Annotated in this window: 16 protein-coding genes and 1 pseudogene; 7 read left to right on the top strand and 10 right to left on the bottom strand. The window is 58.1% G+C overall.

Annotation, left to right across the window (positions count from 1 at the left end):
• Positions 1-8: 8 nt before the first annotated feature.
• Positions 9-284: a hypothetical protein gene (locus tag J0X15_RS12950; RefSeq protein ID WP_206941428.1), complete on the bottom strand. Its 276-nt coding sequence runs from the start codon at positions 282-284 to the stop codon at positions 9-11.
• 165 nt (positions 285-449) lie between these two features.
• Complete coding sequence (locus tag J0X15_RS12945; protein WP_206941426.1) at positions 450-1343, bottom strand: helix-turn-helix domain-containing protein; 894 nt, start codon at positions 1341-1343, stop codon at positions 450-452.
• A gap of 426 nt (positions 1344-1769) precedes the next feature.
• Here J0X15_RS12945 and J0X15_RS12940 point away from each other — a divergent pair, with 426 nt between their 5' ends.
• The gene (locus tag J0X15_RS12940; RefSeq protein ID WP_206941424.1) at positions 1770-3461 is read left to right on the top strand and encodes a methyl-accepting chemotaxis protein; all 1692 of its coding nucleotides are present in this window, start codon (positions 1770-1772) and stop codon (positions 3459-3461) included.
• 89 nt (positions 3462-3550) lie between these two features.
• Here the strand turns inward: J0X15_RS12940 and puuE are convergent.
• Positions 3551-4450, bottom strand: a pseudogene (puuE, locus tag J0X15_RS12935) (allantoinase PuuE); the annotation flags it as partial.
• Positions 4451-4652: 202 nt separating this feature from the next.
• On the opposite strand from puuE, the gene J0X15_RS12930 reads away from it, so the two are divergent.
• The 5 genes from J0X15_RS12930 to J0X15_RS12910 all read left to right on the top strand — a co-directional run bounded on the left by J0X15_RS12930 (position 4653) and on the right by J0X15_RS12910 (position 11867).
• On the top strand, positions 4653-4820 hold the full coding sequence (locus tag J0X15_RS12930; protein WP_206941406.1) for a hypothetical protein: 168 nt from the start codon (positions 4653-4655) through the stop codon (positions 4818-4820).
• Between the two features lie 643 nt (positions 4821-5463).
• On the top strand, positions 5464-6075 hold the full coding sequence (locus J0X15_RS12925) for a PadR family transcriptional regulator (protein WP_206941405.1): 612 nt from the start codon (positions 5464-5466) through the stop codon (positions 6073-6075).
• A 29-nt stretch (positions 6076-6104) separates the two neighbouring features.
• Positions 6105-7208, top strand: a complete 1104-nt coding sequence (locus J0X15_RS12920) for an efflux RND transporter periplasmic adaptor subunit (protein ID WP_206941403.1) — start codon at positions 6105-6107, stop codon at positions 7206-7208.
• Positions 7205-10771 carry an efflux RND transporter permease subunit gene (locus J0X15_RS20200; protein ID WP_206941401.1) on the top strand — a complete coding sequence of 1189 codons (3567 nt, stop codon included), beginning with the start codon at positions 7205-7207 and terminating at the stop codon, positions 10769-10771. Before J0X15_RS12920 ends, J0X15_RS20200 begins: the two co-directional genes overlap by 4 nt.
• 121 nt (positions 10772-10892) lie before the next feature.
• The gene (locus J0X15_RS12910; RefSeq protein WP_206941399.1) at positions 10893-11867 is read left to right on the top strand and encodes a helix-turn-helix domain-containing GNAT family N-acetyltransferase; all 975 of its coding nucleotides are present in this window, start codon (positions 10893-10895) and stop codon (positions 11865-11867) included.
• A 21-nt stretch (positions 11868-11888) separates the two neighbouring features.
• Here J0X15_RS12910 and J0X15_RS12905 read toward each other — a convergent pair whose 3' ends face one another.
• From J0X15_RS12905 to J0X15_RS12885, 5 genes are all read right to left on the bottom strand, one after another.
• Positions 11889-12701 (bottom strand): CDP-alcohol phosphatidyltransferase family protein, encoded by an 813-nt coding sequence (locus J0X15_RS12905; protein WP_408015346.1) that lies wholly within the window; start codon positions 12699-12701, stop codon positions 11889-11891.
• A gap of 92 nt (positions 12702-12793) precedes the next feature.
• Positions 12794-13498 (bottom strand): phosphatidylserine decarboxylase, encoded by a 705-nt coding sequence (locus tag J0X15_RS12900; protein ID WP_206941397.1) that lies wholly within the window; start codon positions 13496-13498, stop codon positions 12794-12796.
• A gap of 184 nt (positions 13499-13682) precedes the next feature.
• Positions 13683-15530 (bottom strand): ABCB family ABC transporter ATP-binding protein/permease, encoded by a 1848-nt coding sequence (locus J0X15_RS12895; RefSeq protein ID WP_206941818.1) that lies wholly within the window; start codon positions 15528-15530, stop codon positions 13683-13685.
• A 226-nt stretch (positions 15531-15756) separates the two neighbouring features.
• Positions 15757-16212, bottom strand: coding sequence for an ArsR/SmtB family transcription factor (locus tag J0X15_RS12890; RefSeq protein WP_231710404.1), 456 nt, complete (start codon positions 16210-16212; stop codon positions 15757-15759).
• A gap of 206 nt (positions 16213-16418) precedes the next feature.
• Complete coding sequence (locus tag J0X15_RS12885) at positions 16419-18059, bottom strand: LysM peptidoglycan-binding domain-containing protein (RefSeq protein WP_206941395.1); 1641 nt, start codon at positions 18057-18059, stop codon at positions 16419-16421.
• Between the two features lie 354 nt (positions 18060-18413).
• On the opposite strand from J0X15_RS12885, the gene J0X15_RS12880 reads away from it, so the two are divergent.
• Entirely contained in the window at positions 18414-19019 is a 606-nt protein-coding gene (locus J0X15_RS12880) for an LOG family protein (protein ID WP_206941384.1), read from the top strand.
• Positions 19020-19105: 86 nt separating this feature from the next.
• On the opposite strand, the gene rarD is transcribed toward J0X15_RS12880, so the two are convergent.
• Positions 19106-20035, bottom strand: coding sequence for an EamA family transporter RarD (gene rarD, locus J0X15_RS12875; RefSeq protein ID WP_206941381.1), 930 nt, complete (start codon positions 20033-20035; stop codon positions 19106-19108).
• Between the two features lie 22 nt (positions 20036-20057).
• Positions 20058-21665 carry a citramalate synthase gene (cimA, locus tag J0X15_RS12870; protein WP_206941379.1) on the bottom strand — a complete coding sequence of 536 codons (1608 nt, stop codon included), beginning with the start codon at positions 21663-21665 and terminating at the stop codon, positions 20058-20060.

The raw sequence follows: 21665 nt of genomic DNA, 5'->3' as shown, positions 1-21665 counted from the left end.
GGCGCCGCTCAGTTCGCCTGGATGCGGCGCTGCGCTTCTTCGAGTTGCGTGTTCAGAGCAGCCAAAGGAGCGGTCGGAAAAGCCACAAGCGCCTCAGCGAAATCCTGGTTCTCCTGGATGATACGGTTCAGATCGAACTTGCGCACAAATTCATAAACCGGCTGAAGATCCTCAAAGACAGTGCGACTGTCGTCAGCAAATTTCTGCACGAATAGCCGGGCATCATCCGTGTTGAGGCTGACCATCAGTGCGAACCCCGCCGAAAACGCAGCAAAAACATACACATGAAAATACCTACCCGAAACCTGCATGCCGACCCTGAGCGTTAACAAAAGATTAATTCACTCAAGACAATTAGACAGATCGGCGGACAAGCTCAAGAGCTGCAACCCAAACGAGTGCAATCAGTCCTCTCTCTTAGTTAATTTACACAAGGGGACAGCCTCGTGTCAGTCGGGTTTAGCAGTCAACGACGAGCTCTGGCTGGTGCGGAACTCCTGAGGCGAACGACCGATATCTTTGCGAAAGCTCCGCGAAAAATAAGCTGGATCCTCATATCCGAGGTCGAAAGCAATTTCCTGCACGCTCTGGTTGGAGAATGTCAGAAGACGCTTGGCTTCCAGCATCAAGCGGTCCCGCACTGCCTGGGATGCGGTGCGATCGAGGAACAATCGGCAGAACCGGTTGAGGCGCGCCACACTTAGCCCCATTTCCGACGCATAGAACTCAGCCCCTCGCTGCTGTCGGAAGTTCTCCTCAACCAGTCCCTTGAACTGAACCAGCGAGAAACCCGTCGTGGAGTCGGCCGCAGGTGGGCTGGCAGGCTGCTCGAACAGCAGGACAAGCACGAAGTTCAGCAAAGACCGAAAGATTGCCCGACGCTCCACCACCTCATTGCTTTCAGCCGCCATTTCCGACAGGGCAAAGGCCATCCGGCGCAACCTCAAGGGATCCAGAGCTGTCACCTTGCATGAGGCACACATCAGCGCTGCCTGTTCCGCCTGTGACAGATCGGCACTGCCGCCACTCAGGTAGTCGCTCGTGAAAGATACAACGTACCCCTCGGTACCGGGAGCAAACGTCCAGCCATGAACAGCCCCGGCTGGGACATAGACTGCCGTCTCATGATCTATCGATCGCTCGCCGCTTTCGCCGCTCAATCGACCGGAGCCTTCCATGATCACCAGAATCTGGAATAGATGAGCGTGGGCATGGGGGTCAAGCGACCAGCCGAGCGAGCGCGAGCGTGCCGGGATGGTTTCGATGTGAAAGAAATCGAAATCCTCAACCGGCCCGTTTTCGCCATAAAGGTGGTAGCGTGGGATAAATGGATTTTGGACCATGAAGCCTTCGACACCTGAGCTCGCGCAGATCTTCTTATAGCAGGACCTCGGGCTGCTTGGACATGCCCCTCGCCGGCTTTGGCTCAGACCACAATCTTGCACTGCACAGAGGGAAGAAAGACGCACTGATTTCTTCAGCCCGATAAACTCCGCAGCAGAAATCCGGCTCTTCGCCGCGAGATCACGCTTCCAACGTCATCACTTTTACAATTGAAGTCATTCATTTTTGCTGCACTTGCGAAATAGGCTGATGCGAGCCCCCTCGCTACTTTCTGGCTATAATCCTCACGTTTGGCGAAATCTGGCGCTGAAGCTCGTCCATTCTTCCGATCAACAACCCTAAGAAGCCCTTCGCATTTTTCACAATTCCTTAAGGGGTAAAAGCTGATTTTTACAGTCCTTTCTGCTACTTAGGCTCCCTGCTCCATGTCCCTAGATCGCTTCAGCCTCAGATTCAAAATCTGGCTTCCCGTCCTGACGGTTGGCGTCTTCTGCGCCATTATCGCCGTCTTCAGCCTCATGTCCTTGCGCACCGTGCTTTATAGCGAGCGGATCAACAAGACGCACACGGTTGCCGAAATCGCGACCTCGATGGCGAAGTATTTTCATCACCTTGAAGAAACCGGGGAACTTTCGCAGGACGAGGCGCAGGCCCGTGCCCGCGACGTCATTCGTGCCCTGCGCTATGACGGCTCCAACTACGCCTTTGGCTACACCGAAACAGGTCACCGCGTCGTCAGCGTCACGCCTGAAAAAGAGGGGCAAGACGCCTACGGGTCGTCAGACAGCAACGGCAAGCACCATGTGCAGGCGATGATTGAAGCCGCCAAGACCGGTGGTGGAGCCGTCTCCTATTACAAGCCACGCAAGGGACAGGAAACGCCCTTGCCGAAAACCTCCTGGGCTCAACCATTCAAGCCTTGGGGCTGGGTACTCGCCACCGGCATGTATGTGGATGACGTCGAAGCCAGCTTCTGGAACACCGCCTACAAGATCCTCGGCATTGCACTTGTCGGCGGCCTTCTTGCGCTTTCGATCTCCTATGCGGTTATCCGAAGCCTGTCCAAACCGCTGGCCTGCCTGACCGAAAACATGACCCGTCTGGCACAAGGCGATACGGACATCGAGATTTCCAGCTCCGGCCGCTCCGACGAGATCGGGAACATGGCCCGTGCCATGGAGGTCTTTGCTGAAAATGAGCGCGCGCGCCGCGAACTGGAGCATCAGGAAAGCGACCGCCAGGCCCTGGAGCGCACCCGCAGCGACAACGTCCAGACCCTGACGGCCGGTTTTGAAGGACAGATCCAGGGTTTGATCGAAACGATCACCAAGTCCGTCGGCGGTCTGCAACAGGCCTCCACCGATCTGAATGCCGGAGCGCAGCAGACAACAGACCAGAGTGAAGCTGTTGCCGGCGCTGCCGGACATGCCTCCTCCAATGTTGAGACTGTCGCCGCAGCAGCCGAAGAACTGGCAGCCTCCGTGTCAGAAATCAGCCGTCAGGTGGCAAGCTCCAGCGAAGTGGCGTCTCGGGCTTCCTCCCAGGCAACCCAGACCAACCAGCGGATCCAGGGTCTGTCCGATGCCGCAAACCGCATCGGAGAGGTCGTCAACCTGATTCAGGCAATCGCCGAGCAGACCAACCTGCTTGCCCTGAATGCCACCATCGAAGCGGCCCGGGCCGGAGAGGCCGGCAGAGGCTTTGCAGTTGTGGCTGCCGAGGTCAAGGATCTGGCGACCCAGACGTCCAAGGCGACGGAAGAAATCTCAGCCCAGATTCACAATGTTCAGGAAGAAACCCAGCAGGCCGTTGGTGCAATCGAAGAGATCACTGCAACTGTCAGCAGGATCAACGAGATCACCTCAAGCATCTCAGCATCTGTTGAACAACAGGGCTCCGCCACTCAGGAGATCGCCCGCAATGTGCAGGAAGCTGCGCGCGGCACTCAAGAGGTTTCGACCAATATCTCCGGCGTTTCCAAAGCTGCCTCGGAAACCAATGTCGCCGCAGATATTGTCTATGCCGCCTCACAGGATCTGGAGCAGGAATCCGAAATGCTGCGTCAGTATGTCAACGAGTTTCTGTCCTGCATTCGCGCCAATTCGGCTGCCGCCTGACCCGACAACGCTCATGGAAAACAAAGAAGGCCGGTGCATGATTGCACCGGCCTTCTTTGTTTATGCACCACACAAACTTAGCCGCGCGCGTGATGGGCGTGCCAGTGCCAGGCGATGTCGATCCGGCGCGGCAACCACACTTTATCATGGGACTGCACATATTCGAGGAAGCGAGCAAGTGCTGCGGCCCGCCCCGGACGTCCGGCGAGACGGCAGTGCAGACCGATGTTCAGCATCTTCGGTGCGCCCTCTTCCCCCTCTTGATAGAGCACATCAAAGGCATCCTTCAGATAGGTGAAGAACTGGTCGCCGGAGTTGAAGCCCTGGACCGCGGCAAAGCGCATGTCATTGGTGTCGAGCGTGTAGGGGATCACCAAGTGATCGCCATTCGGGCTGTCCACCCAATAGGGAAGATCATCGGCGTAGCTGTCGCTGTCATAAAGGAAGCCGCCCTCCTCCATAACGAGCTTTTGAGTCTGCATGGAACTGCGTCCGGTGTACCAGCCCAGAGGCCGGGAACCGGTCACTTCCTCATGGATGCGGATGGCCTCAAGCATGTGCTCGCGTTCCACCTCTTCCGGCACATCGGCGTATTCAATCCACTTCAGTCCGTGAGACGCAATTTCCCAATCAGCTTCCTTCATGGCAGCGACGATATCCGGCGTGCGGGCCAGTGCCGTTGCCACACCATAGACGGTGACTGGAATGCCGCGTTTGGAGAACATGCGCCACAAGCGCCAGAATCCTGCGCGGGAGCCGTATTCGTAGATGCTCTCCATGTTCCAGTGGCGCTTGCCCGGCCAGGCCTGGGCTCCGGTGATTTCGGAGAGGAAGGCTTCCGATGCAGCGTCGCCGTGGAGAATATTATTTTCGCCACCCTCTTCATAATTGATCACGAACTGCACGGCGACATTCGCGTTGCCAGGCCATTTCGGATCAGGAGACGTCCGGCCGTAGCCGATCATGTCGCGGGGATATGGTGTTGTCATGATGGCAGAAGTCCCTCATTCACTTGTGAGAATCACAAAACCCCATTCGATTCCCCAATGCAAGGGGCAGGCAGGAGATGAACGGCCAGCATCTTTGCGAGGCAGCCGCAACCTCGAGCCTTTATCTCAAATTTTACCGGACTGTTTTGCAAAGTCTTCCAAGGTCGCTGTTAGAACCCACCGCAGACCTTAGGAGAACCCAATGAAACTCGTCACCACGGGGCTGCTGTTTTTGGCCACGGCCGCCTCAATGGCACTTTTCGCCGATCTCAAGACGCTTGAAGATTCTTCAAGCTACAGCGCGCGATCCAGCATCAGCAGCAACCTGAACACCAGCACGAGCATGATGCAGGCCAGCCTGCTTCACTAGGCAGAATGCGGTCGATCCGACTTGGGTGGGCCATCCCCGCCCGGAGTCCGTCTGACTTCCTTCCATACCGCGAACAATCCGCGCACCTTCTCTTTTCCATCTGACACTTTTTGCCTGACGGCGATGGCGCTCGGGTCCCGCTTCCTGCGCGCGCCCGCCGCCGGTTTCGCTCAGGAATTGGAAATATCACGACATATTTTTCGAAGGACGTCTGTTCTTACGCTCAAAGCATTTTGGACAATTGAGCGCCACTCCGGCCAGCAGATAGCTAAAAATGCCATCCATCATGTGAAAATTGGCGCAATACAACTGCTGCCATGTTGCACTTGCACACCTCTTACCCCATCTGACTTGCGTAAATTGCATGACCTAACGCAAGTCAGATGGAAACAGGCCTTCATTCCGAGCCTCGAACTGAAGGCATGTCCAGCGAGTTGCCAAGGCTTGCGGATCCTCTCGGATCTGGAAATGACGAGAAAAATTGCTTGCCGAGCATTTGTCGCGGACTAGAGGTCTTGCACGACATATCCGGACTGACATATATTGATTTGATACATACCGAAATGATGCATTTGATCAGACTGCGCGTGTGCGCCGTCTTCGTTGAATTTTACAGAACCTGGACCCGCCGGAGATCTCGCCTATGAGCGTGCGCAAGCTGTGCCTGACGATCCTGAGTTTCGGAGACGCCACTGGCTATGAAATCCGGAAGGAATCCACGTCCGGGCGTTTCAGCTACTTTGACGAAGCCAGCTTCGGCTCGATTTATCCGACGCTTGCCAAGCTGGAGAACGAAGGCTTGGTCACCGTTCGCGAGGAAAGCCAGTCCGGCAAGCCGACACGCAAGGTCTACTCCATAACGAAAGCAGGACGCGCGGCTCTGGTGACAGAGCTCTGCGCTCCGCAACAACCGGATTCCTATCGCTCTCCTTTTCTCTTGATCGCTCTCTGCGCTGAACATCTGGATCAGGCCACATTACGTGCCGCAATCGAACGCCGCCGCCTGCATCTGCAGGAAGAGCTGAGCGTTCTGCAGGGCCACAATGAAGAAACACAACATCCCGGCGCCCGCTGGACCCGCAATTACGGCATCGCCTGCATGGAGTTTTCCCTCGGTTACCTTGCCAGTCATGGCGAAGAACTGATTGCAATGGCGGGGCGACCCGCTGGTGCCAACCCTATCGATGACGGCAGCGGCCGTCTTTCCAAGACCACCGAACAAACGCCGCCCGTGGCGACCGAGGCCGCCGAATAGGCTGGGTCTCAAAGTCGGAGACAATTTCGATGCACTTCAAGTTTTCATATGTTCTGGCACTGGCCATGACTGGCGGCGTCGCACTGTGGATGGCGACAGGTACCGTGGTGCGTGGCGGTGAAGAAGATAATCCCAACAGCACACCGCCGCCCGCAGAGCGGCAATCATCGTCCGGGGAAAACCTGTTCAAAGTACAAGTCACCAAGCTTGTGGCTCGGGACCGCAGCGCGACACTTGAGATCCATGGCCGGACCGAAGCCCATGCGAAGGTCCAGGTCCAGGCAGAGACTGCCGCTGTCGTCATCTCGCGCCCAACCAACGCCGGCGAGCAGATCGCCAAGGGCGACGTGCTGTGTCAGCTCGATGCGGGAACTCGGCAGGCAAAGGTTCTGGAAGCCGAGGCAAATCTGGCTCAGGCGGAATTGAACTTCAAGGCGGCGGATCGCCTGTCGCAGAATGGCTACACGGCGCAGACGACCCTGGCTGCCCAACAGGCTGGGCTGAATGCAGCCAAAGCCCGGCTCCAGGAGGCCCAGGAAGAGCTGAAGTGGGTGACGGTTCGCTCCCCCATCGATGGCATCATCGAAAGCCCGATGGCTGACGTGGGAACCCGTCTCAATGTAGGCGACACTTGTGCAACGGTTGTCGACTTCAATCCGATGATTGCCATCGGTCAGGTTTCCGAACGTAACATCGGCAAACTGTCCCTCGGGATGCCGGCGGAAGTGAAGCTGATCTCCGGTCAGACGGTTCAGGGCGCTCTCAGTTACATCGGCCCGGCCGCGGATCCAGACACACGGACATTCCGCATCGAAGTCGAGATCGACAATCATGACGGCACCACTCGCGACGGGCTGACAGCACTGACCCGGATCGTTCTGCCTTCAGAAAAAGCTCATCTGATTGATTCCTCCATCCTGACGCTCAACGATGACGGTCAGGTCGGCGTTCGCGCCGTCTCCGATGACAATGTTACCCAGTTCCATCCCGTCAGTGTGATGGGCGGCGGAGATGACGGAATGTGGGTCAAGGGTCTGCCTGACACGCTCGACGTCATCACAGTCGGTCAGGATTACGTCAAGGACGGCGAGAAGGTTCAGCCGGTCTTCAAGACGGCGGAGGCGGCTCAATGATTGCAATGCTTGAAGGGATCCTCAGACGTCCCAAAACGGTGGTGGTTCTGATGATCGCCCTGCTGGCAGCAGGAATCGCCAGCTACATCGCCATCCCGAAGGAAGAAGCGCCCGACATCGACGTGCCGGTGTTTTATGTCTCCGTGACCCAACAGGGCATTTCCCCGGAGGATTCCGAACGGTTGCTGGTTCGACCGATGGAAACTGAACTGCGCGGGCTGGATGGGCTGAAGGAACTCACCGCGATTGCCTCCGAGGGGCATGCGGGTTTCGTGCTTGAATTTGACGTATCCTTCGACAAGGACGAAGCGCTGCAGGATGTGCGTGACAAGGTCGATCAGGCCAAGTCGAAGCTGCCTTCCGAAGCAGACGAGCCGACCATTACGGAAACCAACTTCGCCCTGTTCCCGACCATGACTGTGGCGCTTTCAGGTCAGGTGCCGGAGCGAACGCTGTATCATATGGCGCGACGGCTGAAAGATGAGATCGAGGCGGTCGATACTGTGCGCTCCGCAGATCTTTCCGGTCACCGCGAAGAACTGCTGGAAGTCCTGATCGACAGCCAGAAGCTGGAAAGCTATTCAATCTCTCAAGAAGAGCTGCTGAATACCCTGTCGTCCAACAACCGGCTGATCCCTGCCGGAGCACTGGACAGCGGGTCCGGGCGTTTCAACGTCAAGGTGCCGGGTCTTGTCGCCAGTGCCGATGATGTCTTCTCCATGCCGGTCAAACAAAGCGGCGAAGGTGTTGTCACGCTTGGGGATGTCGCCGAGATCCGCAGAACCTTCAAGGACGCCAGCAGCTATACCCGCGTCAACGGTAATCCGGCGATCGCGATTCAGGTGACCAAGCGGATCGGCACGAACCTCATCGAGAACAATGCTGCCGTGCGCGCTGCTGTCGAAGCAGCGGAAGCCAATTGGCCCGAGACCGTCAAGGTCGACATCCTGCTCGATCAATCCAAAAAGACCTTTGAGGTTCTGGGCTCGCTGGAATCCTCGATCATGACCGCCATTTTCCTGGTGATGATCCTGGTCGTGGCAGCACTTGGGTTGCGCTCCGCCCTGCTGGTGGGGCTGGCGATCCCGACGAGCTTCATGCTGGCCTTCTTCATTCTGGCGGGCATGGGCTACACGGTCTCCAACATGGTGATGTTCGGCCTGGTGCTGACGGTCGGAATGCTGGTCGATGGTGCCATCGTGATGGCGGAATATGCCGACCGCAAGAGTGCGGAAGGCATGGAGCCGACCGAAGCTTACATCCGCGCCGCCAAGCTGATGTTCTGGCCCATTGTTTCCTCCACAGCGACGACGCTTGCCGCCTTCCTGCCGATGCTGATGTGGCCTGGCGTGGCTGGCGAGTTCATGAGCTATCTGCCGATCACCGTCATCATCGTTTTGTCGGCTTCTCTAGTCACCGCCATGATCTTCCTACCGGTCACCGGCGGGCTGTTTGCCAAGGCATCCCATTGGATGGGGCGTTATGCGACATGGCTGCTCGCGCTAACCATCGCAGTGGCCGTCGGCTTCGGTATTGCCAAGGCGCCCAATCTTCCCGGACCAGAACAACTGGTCGCTTTGCGGATGCCGATTGCCATCGGCGCCGCACTGCTGGCGGGGCTTGTTGGGTTCTTCATCTTGCGGCCCTTCGTCGCCTGGTCTCGTGCCCGTGCCGCGCGCCGACACGAACAGGAAATGGAAGAGGCACGCGCCTTGTCGGCGAGCGAAACATTCGACGTGCGCAAGGTGCGCGGCGTTACCGGTCTTTATATTCGCTTCCTGAAGCTGCTGGCCGGGAATCCCATCGGCAACATTGTGACCCTGGTCATGGTGCTTGGCGGCGGGTTCATGATCTTTGCCAGCTTCTCTGCAAACCCGACGGGTGTGGAGTTCTTCATTGATGAAGAACCGGATCAGGCCGTGGTCCTGGTCTCCGGTCGCGGCAATCTCTCGGCTGCCGAGAGCTTGACCCTGGTCGAGGCGGTTGAACAGGAAGTACTGCAGATCCACGGGGTGAAAAATGTCGTCACCACAGCCAATGCCCCCGGCTCGTCCGGGGGCTCTGGCCCTGACATCGGCGGTGTTCAGGACAAGCCGGCCGACGTGATCGGCCAGCTTTCTCTGGAGCTCGACGACTTCTGCTGTCGCCGCCGGGCGCAGGCGATCTTCGACGAGATCCGCACCCGCACCCAGCCACTTCCGGGCATCAAGGTGGAAACACGCAAGATCGAGGGGGGACCGCCCACCGGCAAGGATATCCAGCTGGAGATCAAGTCGACCGACTATGACCAGATGGTCGCTGCCGTCTCCCAGACACGCGCCCAGTTCGACCAGATGGAGGGGCTGATCGATGAAGAAGATGATCGTCCTCTCCCCGGCATCGAATGGCAGATCGCCATCGACCGTGAGCAGGCTGGTCGCTATCAGGCATCCATCGCGTCCGTCGGCTCAATGGTTCAGCTTGTCACCAACGGCGTTCTGATCGGCACATACCGCCCCGCCGATAGCCAGGACGAAGTCGATATCCGCGTCCGCCTGCCGAAGAACGAGCGCACGCTCGACCGTTTCGATCAGCTGCGACTGCAAACACCACGCGGGCAGGTTCCGCTGACCAACTTCGTCGAGCGCACACCAGCTCAACGGGTGTCATCGATCACCCGTCGCGACGGCCTGTATTCAATGATGATCAAGGCGACCGTGGACCCGGCAAGTGGCGCCACCATTCCCGACAAGGTCAAGGAGATCCAGGAATGGCTCGACCAGCAGACCTATCCGGAAAATGTCTACCTGAAATTCCGTGGAGCCGATGAAGATCAGCAGGAGAGCTTCGAGTTCCTGATGAAGGCGATGATCGGCTCACTGCTTCTGATGTTCCTGATCCTGCTGACCCAGTTCAATTCCTTCTATCAGACGATTCTGACACTCTCCACGGTGGTCATGTCGGTGATGGGGGTTCTGCTGGGTATGCTGATCACCGGACAGAAGTTCTCCGTCATCATGACGGGAACGGGCGTCGTGGCCCTGGCCGGTATCGTGGTGAACAACGCCATTGTGCTGCTGGATACCTACAACAGGTTCCGAGAAGACGGTCTGGAGCCACTCGACGCCATCCTTAAGACGTCGGCGCAGCGTATTCGACCAATCATGCTGACGACGATCACGACGATTGCCGGTCTGATCCCGATGGCGACACAGATGAACTTCGACTTCATCAACCAGACGATCGCCATTGGCGGCATCACCGGCTTCTGGTGGGTGCAGCTGTCCACCGCAGTGATTTCCGGCCTTGCCTTCTCCACGCTGCTGACACTGATCATGATCCCGGTGATGATCGCGCTGCCCAGCGTCTGGGGGCGGGCCTTTTCACGGGTTTTCTCCAGGGGGGCAGAGAACACTGCTGGCCATGCTTCGACAGGCGAGCCCTCTCAAGACGATGCTCAGGCGGTTCCGGACAAGGCAGCGCCTTCGCCAGTGCATGCGACCACGGGAGAGGACGAGGCTGGCTTGAAATCGCGCCAGCCGGAAAAACAGGGGCCGTCCCATATGCCACACGCAGCCGAGTGAGCCTTGAGCCGGACTCCCATTAAAAAGACAGCTAAGCGCCGGGGCCCGCCCCGGCGTTTTTTATTGCCACGGTCAGGCTTTTACAGCTAGATAGTTGCATTAAGCAACTAATGTGAGTTCCATGACCCAGATTGCCCCCACCCTCATTGAGGACATACGCAGTGCTTCGCGAACATTCGTGCGCGAGCACGGCTTTCTCGACAAGACACTTGCCGGCACCACGCTCGCCCCTTCCGCGGTTCACGCCATTATCGAGATCGGTTTGGCGGGAGAGTTGACCTCCAAACAACTGGCAGAACGTCTCAATCTGGAAAAATCGACTATCTCACGACTGGTACAGTCCCTGGAAAAAAGAGGAGAGCTGGCCGTAGTTGCCAACCCATCAGACCGCAGATCCTCTACCCTGCGATTGACGTCCCAAGGCACGGAAACTCTGAAGAGTGCCGCACACTATGGGCGCGACATGGTCGCCAACGCTCTACCGCGCCTGAACGGCATAGCGCCTGCAGATGTTGCCGAGGTCCTGACAGCCTACGCAGACGCTCTGAAAGCCCGGCGGACAGGACAGGCGGTGCAGCCAAGGCACAAGGAACCCGAAATAGTCGAGGGCTATCAAACCGGCATGATTGGCGATCTGGCCGCTCTACACGCCCGCACCCACGGCTTCATTGTCGGCGATGGTCCAAAGTTTGAAAGCGTCGTGTCCACAGCACTGGCAGAGTTTGTGCCACGCCTGTCCCGGGCGAAAAACAACAGTTGGAGTGTTGTCAAGAACCAGCGGGTGATCGCTTCCATCAGCATCGACGGCGAAGATCTGGGTGAGGAAAATGGTCGGAAGCTTGCCCATTTGAGATGGTTCATCCTGTCGGAGGAACTGCGTGGGCAAGGTCTTGGAAGAACTCTGTTGAACAAGGCCATTGACCACTGCGATCAGCACGGCTTCGATGAAATCCGCCTATGGACCGTCAAAGGCCTGGACGCTGCTCGAAAGCTTTATGAACAGAACGGATTTGTCCTGACAAGCGAGTATGTGGGCGATCAGTGGGGACGCAAGATCAGTGAACAGACCTTCAGCCGGTTTCGTCCTACACGATAGGAACGTGGGGCAGCTCGCGGCCTAGCCAGCGTCGTGCTTGTCCCGATCACTGAGGTGATCAAGATCCGTGTCATCGCAGTCTCCATCATCGTCCAGCCCCAGCGACTTATCGGCCAGGACAAGCTTGCGATGCGAGCGCCAGGCAATCGGAATGGCGATGATATAAGCCAGGGTGCCTATGGCGAGCATGCGGAACGGGTAGCTGACCGTCAGGCCAACAATCAGCACGGCCACGACAAACAGCGGCAGGACGAAGTCGCGACGAATGCGCTGACCGACCTGTTTTCCAGAAAAGGTCGGCAGGCGTGAGATCAGCAGGAAAGCGACGCCGATTACGTAAATCGCGACAGCTGGTGCAAATTCCGGCCAATGCGGCAGCACGCCGAGGAATTCCCAGTAGAGCGGCATCAGCACGACGAGCGCGCCCGCAGGGGCCGGAACGCCGGTGAAGAACTTGACCGCCCAGGCAGGCTTGTCAGGATCGTCCAGAGCGACATTGAACCGGGCCAGCCGAAGAGCTGCCGAAATGGCGAAGAGCAAGGCCGCAATCCAGCCGAATGACCCGGCTTCCTTCAAGATCCAGAGATAGAGCATCAGCGCCGGTGTCACACCGAAGTTGACAAAATCCGCCAAGGAATCCAGTTCGGCTCCAAACCGGGACGTGCCTTTCAGCATACGCGCCACCCGGCCATCGAGGGCATCGAGAACAGCAGCCACCAGCACAGCACCGATGGCGAATTCCCAACGCCCTTCAAAGGCCATGCGCACGGCAGTCAGACCGGAACACAGGGCCAGAAGCGTGACCATATTGGGCAGGATCAGGCGCATGGGCACGCGGCGGAACCGTGGTACGCGCGCCGGATCACGTGCGACAGTCGGGCGGCTGCCAGGCGTCTTGCTCGGATCGCTCAAACTGTCGCTCCCAATCAGCTTACGCGGGTGATCGGACGCGCTTGGGCATCCTTGTCATTGAGGTCGAACAGGATCGTCTCGCCTGCAATCATCGTCTGGCCGATAGCGACACGTGCAACAGTGCCTGCGGGCACGTAGACATCCAGGCGAGAGCCAAAGCGGATCAGACCGAAACGCTCGCCTGTGCCCAGGCTTTCCCCTTCACGCACGAAGCAAATGATGCGTCGGGCCACCAGACCGGCGATCTGCACGACGCCGATGCGGGTGTCCCCCGTTTCGATCACCAAGCCGTTGCGCTCATTGTCTTCAGAGGCCTTGTCGAGTTCGGCATTGAGGAACTTCCCGGCACGATAGGCCACACGCGTGATCTTGCCCCCGAGCGGAGCGCGGTTCACGTGGCAATTGAAAACGTTCATGAAGATCGACACACGCATCATTGGAACTGTTCCCAGCTCCAACTCCACCGGCGGCATCACTTCGCCGACATGGCTGACCGTTCCGTCTGCCGGGGCGATCACCAGCCCGGCGCCCACAGGTGTCACCCGTTGAGGATCCCGGAAAAAGTAGCAGACCCAAGCCGTGAAGATCAGCCCAATCCAGAACAGCGGATCGACAAACCAGCCGATGACAACCGTTGCCACGAGAGAGATCGCGATGAAGGGCCAGCCTTCACGATGGATCGGCACAAAGGCCTTGGTGACGGAATCGACGAGCGACATGGGACGCAGTCCTTGAACGTTTGAAATTTTGGTATCTTCACCAGCCACCTCATGGCTGGCAAGACGACAGGCAAAATTCACCCATCATCTTTCGATCCGGCCGGTTGTAGAGGCTTTTTCTCGGCAATTGAACCGGAAAAGCTGTTTTCTCCCCCTCACCCTGCGAAAGACGAGGGGGAGGCATTTATTTTGGTGGAATGTAGTCGGCTGTCTGGCCGCGCAAAACGATACCGCGGTCATCCGCTTCACGTACCGCACGCAACCGTTCCTCGGCTTCATTCGCCTCCCGTTGGCGGTCCCACATGGAAGCGTAAAGCCCTTGCCTGGCCAGCAACTCGGAGTGTGTGCCGCGTTCGGCAATTAATCCGCCTTCCAGCACGATAATCTGATGCGCGTTGACGACTGTCGACAGCCTGTGGGCGATCACCAGTGTCGTCCGGTTGCGCGACACCTGATCCAGCGCCGACTGGATTTCCTGCTCCGTGTGAGTATCCAGAGCCGACGTTGCCTCATCGAGAATCAAAATCGGAGGTGCCTTGAGGATCGTCCGGGCAATGGCGACACGCTGTTTTTCGCCGCCGGACAACTTCAAACCGCGCTCGCCGACCTGTGTGTCATACCCTTCCGGCAACGTGCTGATGAAATCATGGATCTGTGCCATACGGGCTGCTTCGCTCAGTTCTTCCTCTGAAGCATTCACGCGACCGTAGCGAATGTTGTAGGCAATGGATTCGTTGAACAGGACCGTATCCTGCGGAACCATGCCAATGACATCACGAACCGACTTCTGCGTGACATCGCGCACATCCTGCCCGTCGATGGTCACCCGCCCCCCCGTCACATCATAGAAGCGGAACAAGAGGCGCGAGATCGTCGACTTTCCCGCGCCCGACGGCCCGACGATCGCAATCGTCTGACCAGCGGGAACCTCAAAATCGATCCCCTTCAGAATCGGCCGGTTGGCGTCGTAGTGGAACGTCACGTTCTCGAACCGGATCGCAGCGTTCTCAACCTTCAGGTTGGGTGCGTTCTCGCGGTTGGTGATCTCCGCCGGTACGCGCAACAGCGCAAACATCTCCTCGATATCGGCAAGTCCCTGCCGGATCTCGCGGTAGATGAACCCGATGAAGTTGAGCGGTATGGAGATCTGCATCAACAGCGCATTGATCAGAACGAAGTCACCGATGGTCTGTTCGCCACGCTGGACTGCCATGGCTGAGAGAACCATGCATGCCGCCATGCCAACGCCCAGAATCACCGTCTGGCCGAAGTTCAGCCAGGCCAGCGACGTCCAGACACGGGTTGCTGCCTTTTCATAGGACCGCATCGAGGCATCGAAGCGCTCGGCTTCCATTTGCTCGTTGCCGAAATACTTTACGGTCTCGAAGTTCAGCAGGCTGTCGATGGCCTTGGAGTTGGCTTCCGTGTCGGAATCATTCATCTCGCGACGAATAGCAATCCGCCAGTTCGAAGCCAAGATCGTGTACCAGACATAGGCGACAATCATCACCGCAACGATGACCACATACACCAAGCCGAACTGCCACCAGATGACAGCCGCCATGATGGCGAATTCCAGAATGGTCGGGATGCCATTCAAGATGGTGAAGCGGACGATGGCTTCAATGCCCTTCACCCCACGTTCAATCACCCGGGAGAGGCCGCCGGTGCGCCTGGCCAGATGGAACCGCAAGGACAGCTCATGAAGATGACGGAAGGTGATCTGGGCAAGCTGGCGCACGGCATGCTGGCCAACCCGCGCAAACAACGCATCACGGATCTGGTTGAAGGCCACAGCCATGACACGGGCGGCATTATAGGCCAGCACCAACATCAGGGGAGCGACGAGAAATGCCGGAAGACTGTCGGTTTCCCCCGTCAGAGCATCTGTGGCCCAGGCAAAGAAATAGGGCGACAGTACCGTCACCGCCTTGGCAATGACCAACGCAACGAGCGCCCAAAGCACACGTATCTTCAGATCCGGGCGATCGGACGGCCAGATGTAAGGCCGCAGGTTGATCAGGGTCGTCAGAGTGGACCCATCATCGGCGCTGACGCGCCCAGCTTGTGGAGTAGCATTGGATGGCGTTTGTGGGGCGTTGTCGCCACTGGGGGGGCGGCCGGAACCGGTCTGATCGGCACTGTTTGCCAAAACTTTGGTCTCCTTCACCCGTTTAACGGGCGTATTTTTTAGCGGTGGCACCTTTTCGGCGTCTCATCCGCACTGACGATTGCGACGAATATTGGCGGCAATTAATTCAAGGATCGGCGCCTTCCGGGCAGCAAACGGGCGGCTGCTCGACTGCAGTAATGGCCTTGTCAGAGGAACCTGTCGCATCAACGATCCTGATCTCATCCAGAAAGTCGGCGGAGGCGGCACGAGCGAACTGCAGACCTGCCTCATTGACGCGATAGTGGCAACAGCGACCCTTCACCTGACACATCAGCAGTCCCGCGTCCTTCAACGCTTGCAGATGCTGGGAAACAGTCGACTGGGCCAGCGGAAGACATTTGACGATGTCGCCACAGCAGGCTCCAGGCTCAGACCGCAATCTGCGCAAGATTGCCAGGCGCGCCGGATGGGCGAGCGCGCGATAGACAGTTGCCAACCGTTCGTCCTCGGACGGCACAAGGCCTTCTGTGGTTGCCGAACACATCCTCCGATCTGCCGAGGTGAGGACAGCAGTTTCTTTCTGAGAGAAGGAAGTCGGCATGAAGTTCCTAGTAGCAAGAAAACATAGGTGAGCGCGCCCAGCTCGGCAGCTGAAACGACTGGCGCGAGCCAAAGCGAAACATCGTTTCTTATATCGTAAATATGCGATGATTTCTTGAATGCAAGTCCGGAAAGGAAAAACCGCATCAAGTCAATGTCTTAACGCGGTTTCCTGAAAATGTGATTCTGTCTCGAACGGCCTACAACCTAGTTGGTTGGCCAGCTCAGATCACCTTCCGGCGTCAGGAAGACCTGACCCGGATAGATCAGATCCGGATTGCGAATCTGTGTCTGGTTGGCTTGATAGATCGTGGTGTAGCGATAGCCTGTACCATAAAGACGGCGAGCAATGTTCCAAAGATTGTCACCCTTGCGGATGATGACGTTGGGCAGTGCGCGCTCGACATTCGCATTCACCTGACCACCTTGGGAATCAGCTGCTCCCTCGGTAACAACCCGCGTCAGCACGATGGCTTTTTCGGCTGCCTTCTCGAAGGTCACCGCAGCCCGGGCCACAACCACGCCGGTCTTGGCATCAAGCATGTCGGCGCGAACTTCGACAGCGCCAGCCTCCAGGTTCACTGCGCCCTGAACAAGCCAGCGGTCGCCACCCTTCATCGTGGCTTCGCCAAGTGACTTGTCGGCGACATAAACGCGGACCACATGCCCAGCCTCACCGGTGCCGGCCACATAGACCTTACCGTTTTCAGCTTCGACCGCTTCCACGGTCACGACCATGTCTCCGGCTTCGACCGGGGCCATGTCCGTGTCTGGCTCTGCCTGCGGAGCAACCGCAGTAAGCTGGGTGGCATCGCTGCCAGTTTCAGTATTGGTGTCCACGGCGACGTCTGCTGTGGCTTCCCCATTCGTTCCACTGCCGTCAGCAGTTGCCACATCCGCAGTGGCCGAGCTGTCGTCGCCCTCTGAGGCGGTGGCATCTACAGCAGTCTCCTGCTCAACCGAACTCGGGGGAGAGGCTTGCGTTGGTGTCTCCGCCTCTGTCTCAGGCTCTCCGACATCACCGGATTGAGCAGCGTTCGGGGCTTGCCCTGCAGCATTGTCTGCATCTTCAGCAGGCGGGGAAAGAGCAGCCATTTTGCTCAGGTCCGTCTCGGCAGGCTGATCCACAGCATCGGCGATGGCGTCGGCTACCGTTTCGGCTGCGTCTGCCGCATCGGCCGTAACCCCTTCGGCCAGCGCCTCGGCGTCTGCGGCCTTGTCAGACGGGTCTTCATTTGGCACGGCAGTCTGATTAGCTGCAGCAACTACCGTTTCTGCTGCGGGCTGCGCTTCAGGCACTTGCAGGATCGTCGAGGGAGCGTCGGGCGCGTTCAGCACGACCAGCGGCTGTTCCTTGCCGTCTTCGGAAATGGAGACAGCCAGACGCTGCTTGGATTCGCCTGTTTTGTTGCCGTCTTTATCCTGAGTTTCCAATCCGACGTCATATTGGCCGGCAGTCAGGGGATCGTCCAGAATGATCGTCCATTCGCCCTTGGTGTTGGCCTGCCCTCTGCCGACGACCTTGCCATTGGCAACAAGCGCGACAATAGCCCCCGGGTCAGACCGGCCTGCGACCACTGTGTCTCCGGTCGGCTCAACCCCAACCACATCAAATGAGGGACCGTCATCGGCCACGGCAGCATCTTCGACTTCCGCATCGACGGCATCAGCTGCTACGGAAGCCACGTCACTGGAACCATTTGATGTTTCGGCAGGGGAGGCCGGGGCTTCGGCAACAGCCGGTTCACCCTCGTCCGGAGAGTTGGAGTAAATATACCCGGTCACCAGAGCGCCAGCACCGACAAGAATGGCAACAATGATCGTCCGGATCAGAGCTAGTTTGGTCATGTATCTTCCCATCGCTGAGCGGTCAGCCTTGCCCTGCCTGCAAGCCTCCCCAAGATCAATGTTGCCGCTGAAACATCAAAGATGCAGCGCCGCATTGACCCTATCTGGAAACCTGCAATCTGCTCCGCTCTGCCCCATTTCCCCCTCCAGGTCACAAACCTGGAGATCAAAACCTGATTTTCCACCCCGGACCGTCTGTCTGCGGCCACAGTCTTTTATCTAACGCCATGAATAGACTTATTTTTAGCGGTCGGCAACAAAACCGCCGCATTCGGGCAGCCGGAGGCGTTTTTCTACTCGGCGCAATCAACGGGATGCTTGACCAATTCCCGTTTGCAATGCCACATCTGCAGTATGACACATTTTAACAGCGTTTGCGTTTATTGCGGCTCCAGCTTTGGCACGGATCCCGCCTTTGAAGCGGCCGCCACACGGCTCGGCCAGGTCATCGCGGGCGCCGGCCTGCGACTGATTTATGGCGGAGGCAACGTCGGTCTGATGGGCACCGTTGCACGTGCGGTTCTCGACGAGGGCGGAAAAGTCACTGGAATCATTCCACAATTCCTCGAACAAAAAGAGAAGATGCTGGACGATGTGGACGAGTTGATCGTCACCGAGACCATGCACGAACGCAAGCACCTGATGTTCGACAAGGCGGATGCCTTCATCGCTCTGCCCGGTGGTGTTGGCACGCTCGAAGAAGTCGTGGAAATGATGACCTGGGCTCAGCTCGGGCGTCATCAGAAGCCGATATGCCTGGCGGACGTCAAAGGTTTCTGGAGCCCGCTGCTGCATCTGCTCGACCACATGCGCGCCCAGGGTTTCATCCGCGCGCAGACGGAAGTGCCCTATCTGGTCGCCAAGCGAATCGATGACGTGCTGCCGCTGATCAGCGACACCCTCGACTGTATTGCAGAGCCTGCCGCCGGAACGGTCAACGCGCCCCTCAACAAGCTCTGAGGGCAACTTTGCGATCACCATCGCCGCAAATACGCAAAGGGCCCCATTCAGGGCCCTTTTTGGTTTGGTCACTCAGGTCCGTTGGCCTATACGGTCGGCACCGGTCCTAGTCTCTGACGACGCCAACGCTTCAGTGAGTCGTAGCTGAAGATTGCCAGCGCGGCCCAGATGATCAGGAAGGTCGTAAGCGTGCCCATATGCAGCGGCTCGCCCCAGATGAACACGGCCTGGAGAAAGTGCATCGAAGGTGCAATGTACTGCAGGATGCCGATCATCACCAACGGCAGACGACGAGCACCGGCTGAGAACAGAACGAGAGGCACAGCAGTCAGGGCGCCGGAGGCAATCAGTGCCGCCATTACGACCGGTTCATCGGTCGGGAACACCTCAACCCCATTCACCCAGTTGATCGCGAGATACCCCAGGACAAAGGGCAGAAGCAAAACCGTCTCGATCAGCAACCCAGGTGTGGCGCGCACCGGCGTGATCTTGCGCATGTAGCCATAGCCCGCAAAGCTCGCTGCCAAAAACAGTGAAACCCAAGGAAGCCCGCCCGCAATGATCGCCTGCAAAACGACGCCTACCGCCGCCAAACCTATGGCAAGGCCCTGAAAGCGTGAAATCTTCTCACGCAAGACCACCAGCGCCAGCACGACGCTCACCAACGGATTGATGAAGTATCCAAGCGAGACTTCAAGCACCTGATGGTTGGAGACAGCCCAGACGAATACCAGCCAGTTGCCAACGATGAGCAGGGTGGAGATGCACAGATTGCGCACCAACTTGGGCTGACGGACGATCTCCATCACCTCACTGAAGCGGCCTACCGCGAGCAGAAACAGGCTGACGAAGATCACCGACCAGACAATGCGGTGAGAAACCACGAAGTCCGGGCGCACGGTCTCCATCAGCTTGAAGAATGCTGGCAGAACGCCCCACATACCATACGCCGTTAGCGCGCAAATAAAGCCGGTCCGCGTTTCAGCCGCATCCGCAGCAGGCGTTTGCACAGTCATTTTAGAAGTCCATCTGAAGGGCTCAGCCGACTTTGGCGGTCATCAGCGCAAAATTGATGCTGTCCACCAGAGCCTGGAAAGATGCGTCCACGATGTTGGAAGATACGCCAATTGTGAACCACCTGCGATGGCTCGCCTTGTCGTGGCTTTCAATGAGGACGCGGGTGACGGCTTCCGTGCCGCCGTTGAGGATGCGGACCTTATAATCGACAAGTTCCAGTCCGTCGATGGCCAACTGATATTTGCCGAGGTCCTTGCGCAACGCTTTGTCGAGGGCGTTGACCGGGCCATTCCCCTCTGCCACCGACATGCGGCTTTCGCCATCGATGTCCAGCTTCACCACGGCTTCGGACATGGTTGTCAGCTCACCCATGGCATTGAAACGTCGCTCGACCATCACCCGGAAGGATTTGACGTCGAAGAAGTTCGGCACTTCACCCAGCGTGCGACGGGCCAGCAACTCGAAGGACGCGTCGGCAGCCTCATAAGCATAGCCCTCGGCCTCGCGCTGCTTCACTTCCGCCAGTAGCCGGTCGAGACGACTATCCGTCTTGGCAACGTCGATGCCCAGTCGGTTCAGTTCGCCGAGCAGATTGCTCTTGCCAGCCTGATCAGACACCAGAACCCGGCGTCGATTTCCGACGCTTTCCGGGGTCACATGCTCATAGGTCGCCGGATCCTTCAGGATCGCCGAGGCGTGAATGCCGGCTTTGGTGGCAAAGGCCGTCTCGCCGACATAAGGGGCATGACGGTCCGGCGAGCGGTTGATGATCTCGTCGAAGGCGTGGGAAATCGACGTGATCTCCGACAGTTTCTGTGTGGTCACGCCGATTTCAAAGCGCTCCGAGTAGGCCGACTTGAGCAGCAGCGTCGGGATCAGGGAAATCATGTTCGCGTTGCCGCACCGCTCACCGATGCCGTTCAACGTGCCCTGGATCTGTCGCACGCCCGTATCGACAGCCGCCAGCGAGTTCGCCACGGCATGGCCAGTATCGTCATGGGTGTGGATGCCCAGATGATCGCCGGGCACGACCTTGATCACCTCAGAGACGATTTCGCGGATGTCATCTGGCAGCATGCCGCCATTGGTGTCGCAAAGCACGACCCAGCGGGCGCCAGCGTCATAAGCTGTTTTCGCGCAGGCCAGTGCATACTCCGGATTGGCGCGATAGCCATCGAAAAAATGCTCGCAATCAAGCATCGCTTCGCGACCGGCAGCAATCGCCGACTTGACGGTTTCGGCGATGCCTTCCAGGTTTTCCTCATTGGTGCAGCCGAGCGCCACCTTGACGTGATAGTCCCAGGCCTTGGCGACGAAACAGCAGGCATCGGTATCGGCAGCAAGGATCTGTTGAAGACCAGGATCATTGGCTGCCGAGCGCCCTGCCCGCTTGGTCATGCCGAACGCCGTAAACCGAGCCTTCTGCGTGCGCTTTGTCTCAAAGAATTCCGTATCGGTCGGATTGGCACCGGGATAGCCGCCTTCTACATAGTCCACCCCGAGACGGTCGAGCAGCTCAGCCACCACGATCTTCTCATTCACCGAGAAATCAATACCCGAAGTCTGCGCCCCATCGCGCAGGGTCGTGTCGAAGAGGTAAAGCCGTTCTCTCGTCTCAGCCGTAGTCAT

This window comes from Roseibium limicola (assembly GCF_017313085.1).
GTDB classification, from domain to species: domain Bacteria; phylum Pseudomonadota; class Alphaproteobacteria; order Rhizobiales; family Stappiaceae; genus Roseibium; species Roseibium limicola.
Note: the sequence above shows the minus strand (reverse complement) of the source record. Positions and strands in the feature narration are given on the sequence as shown.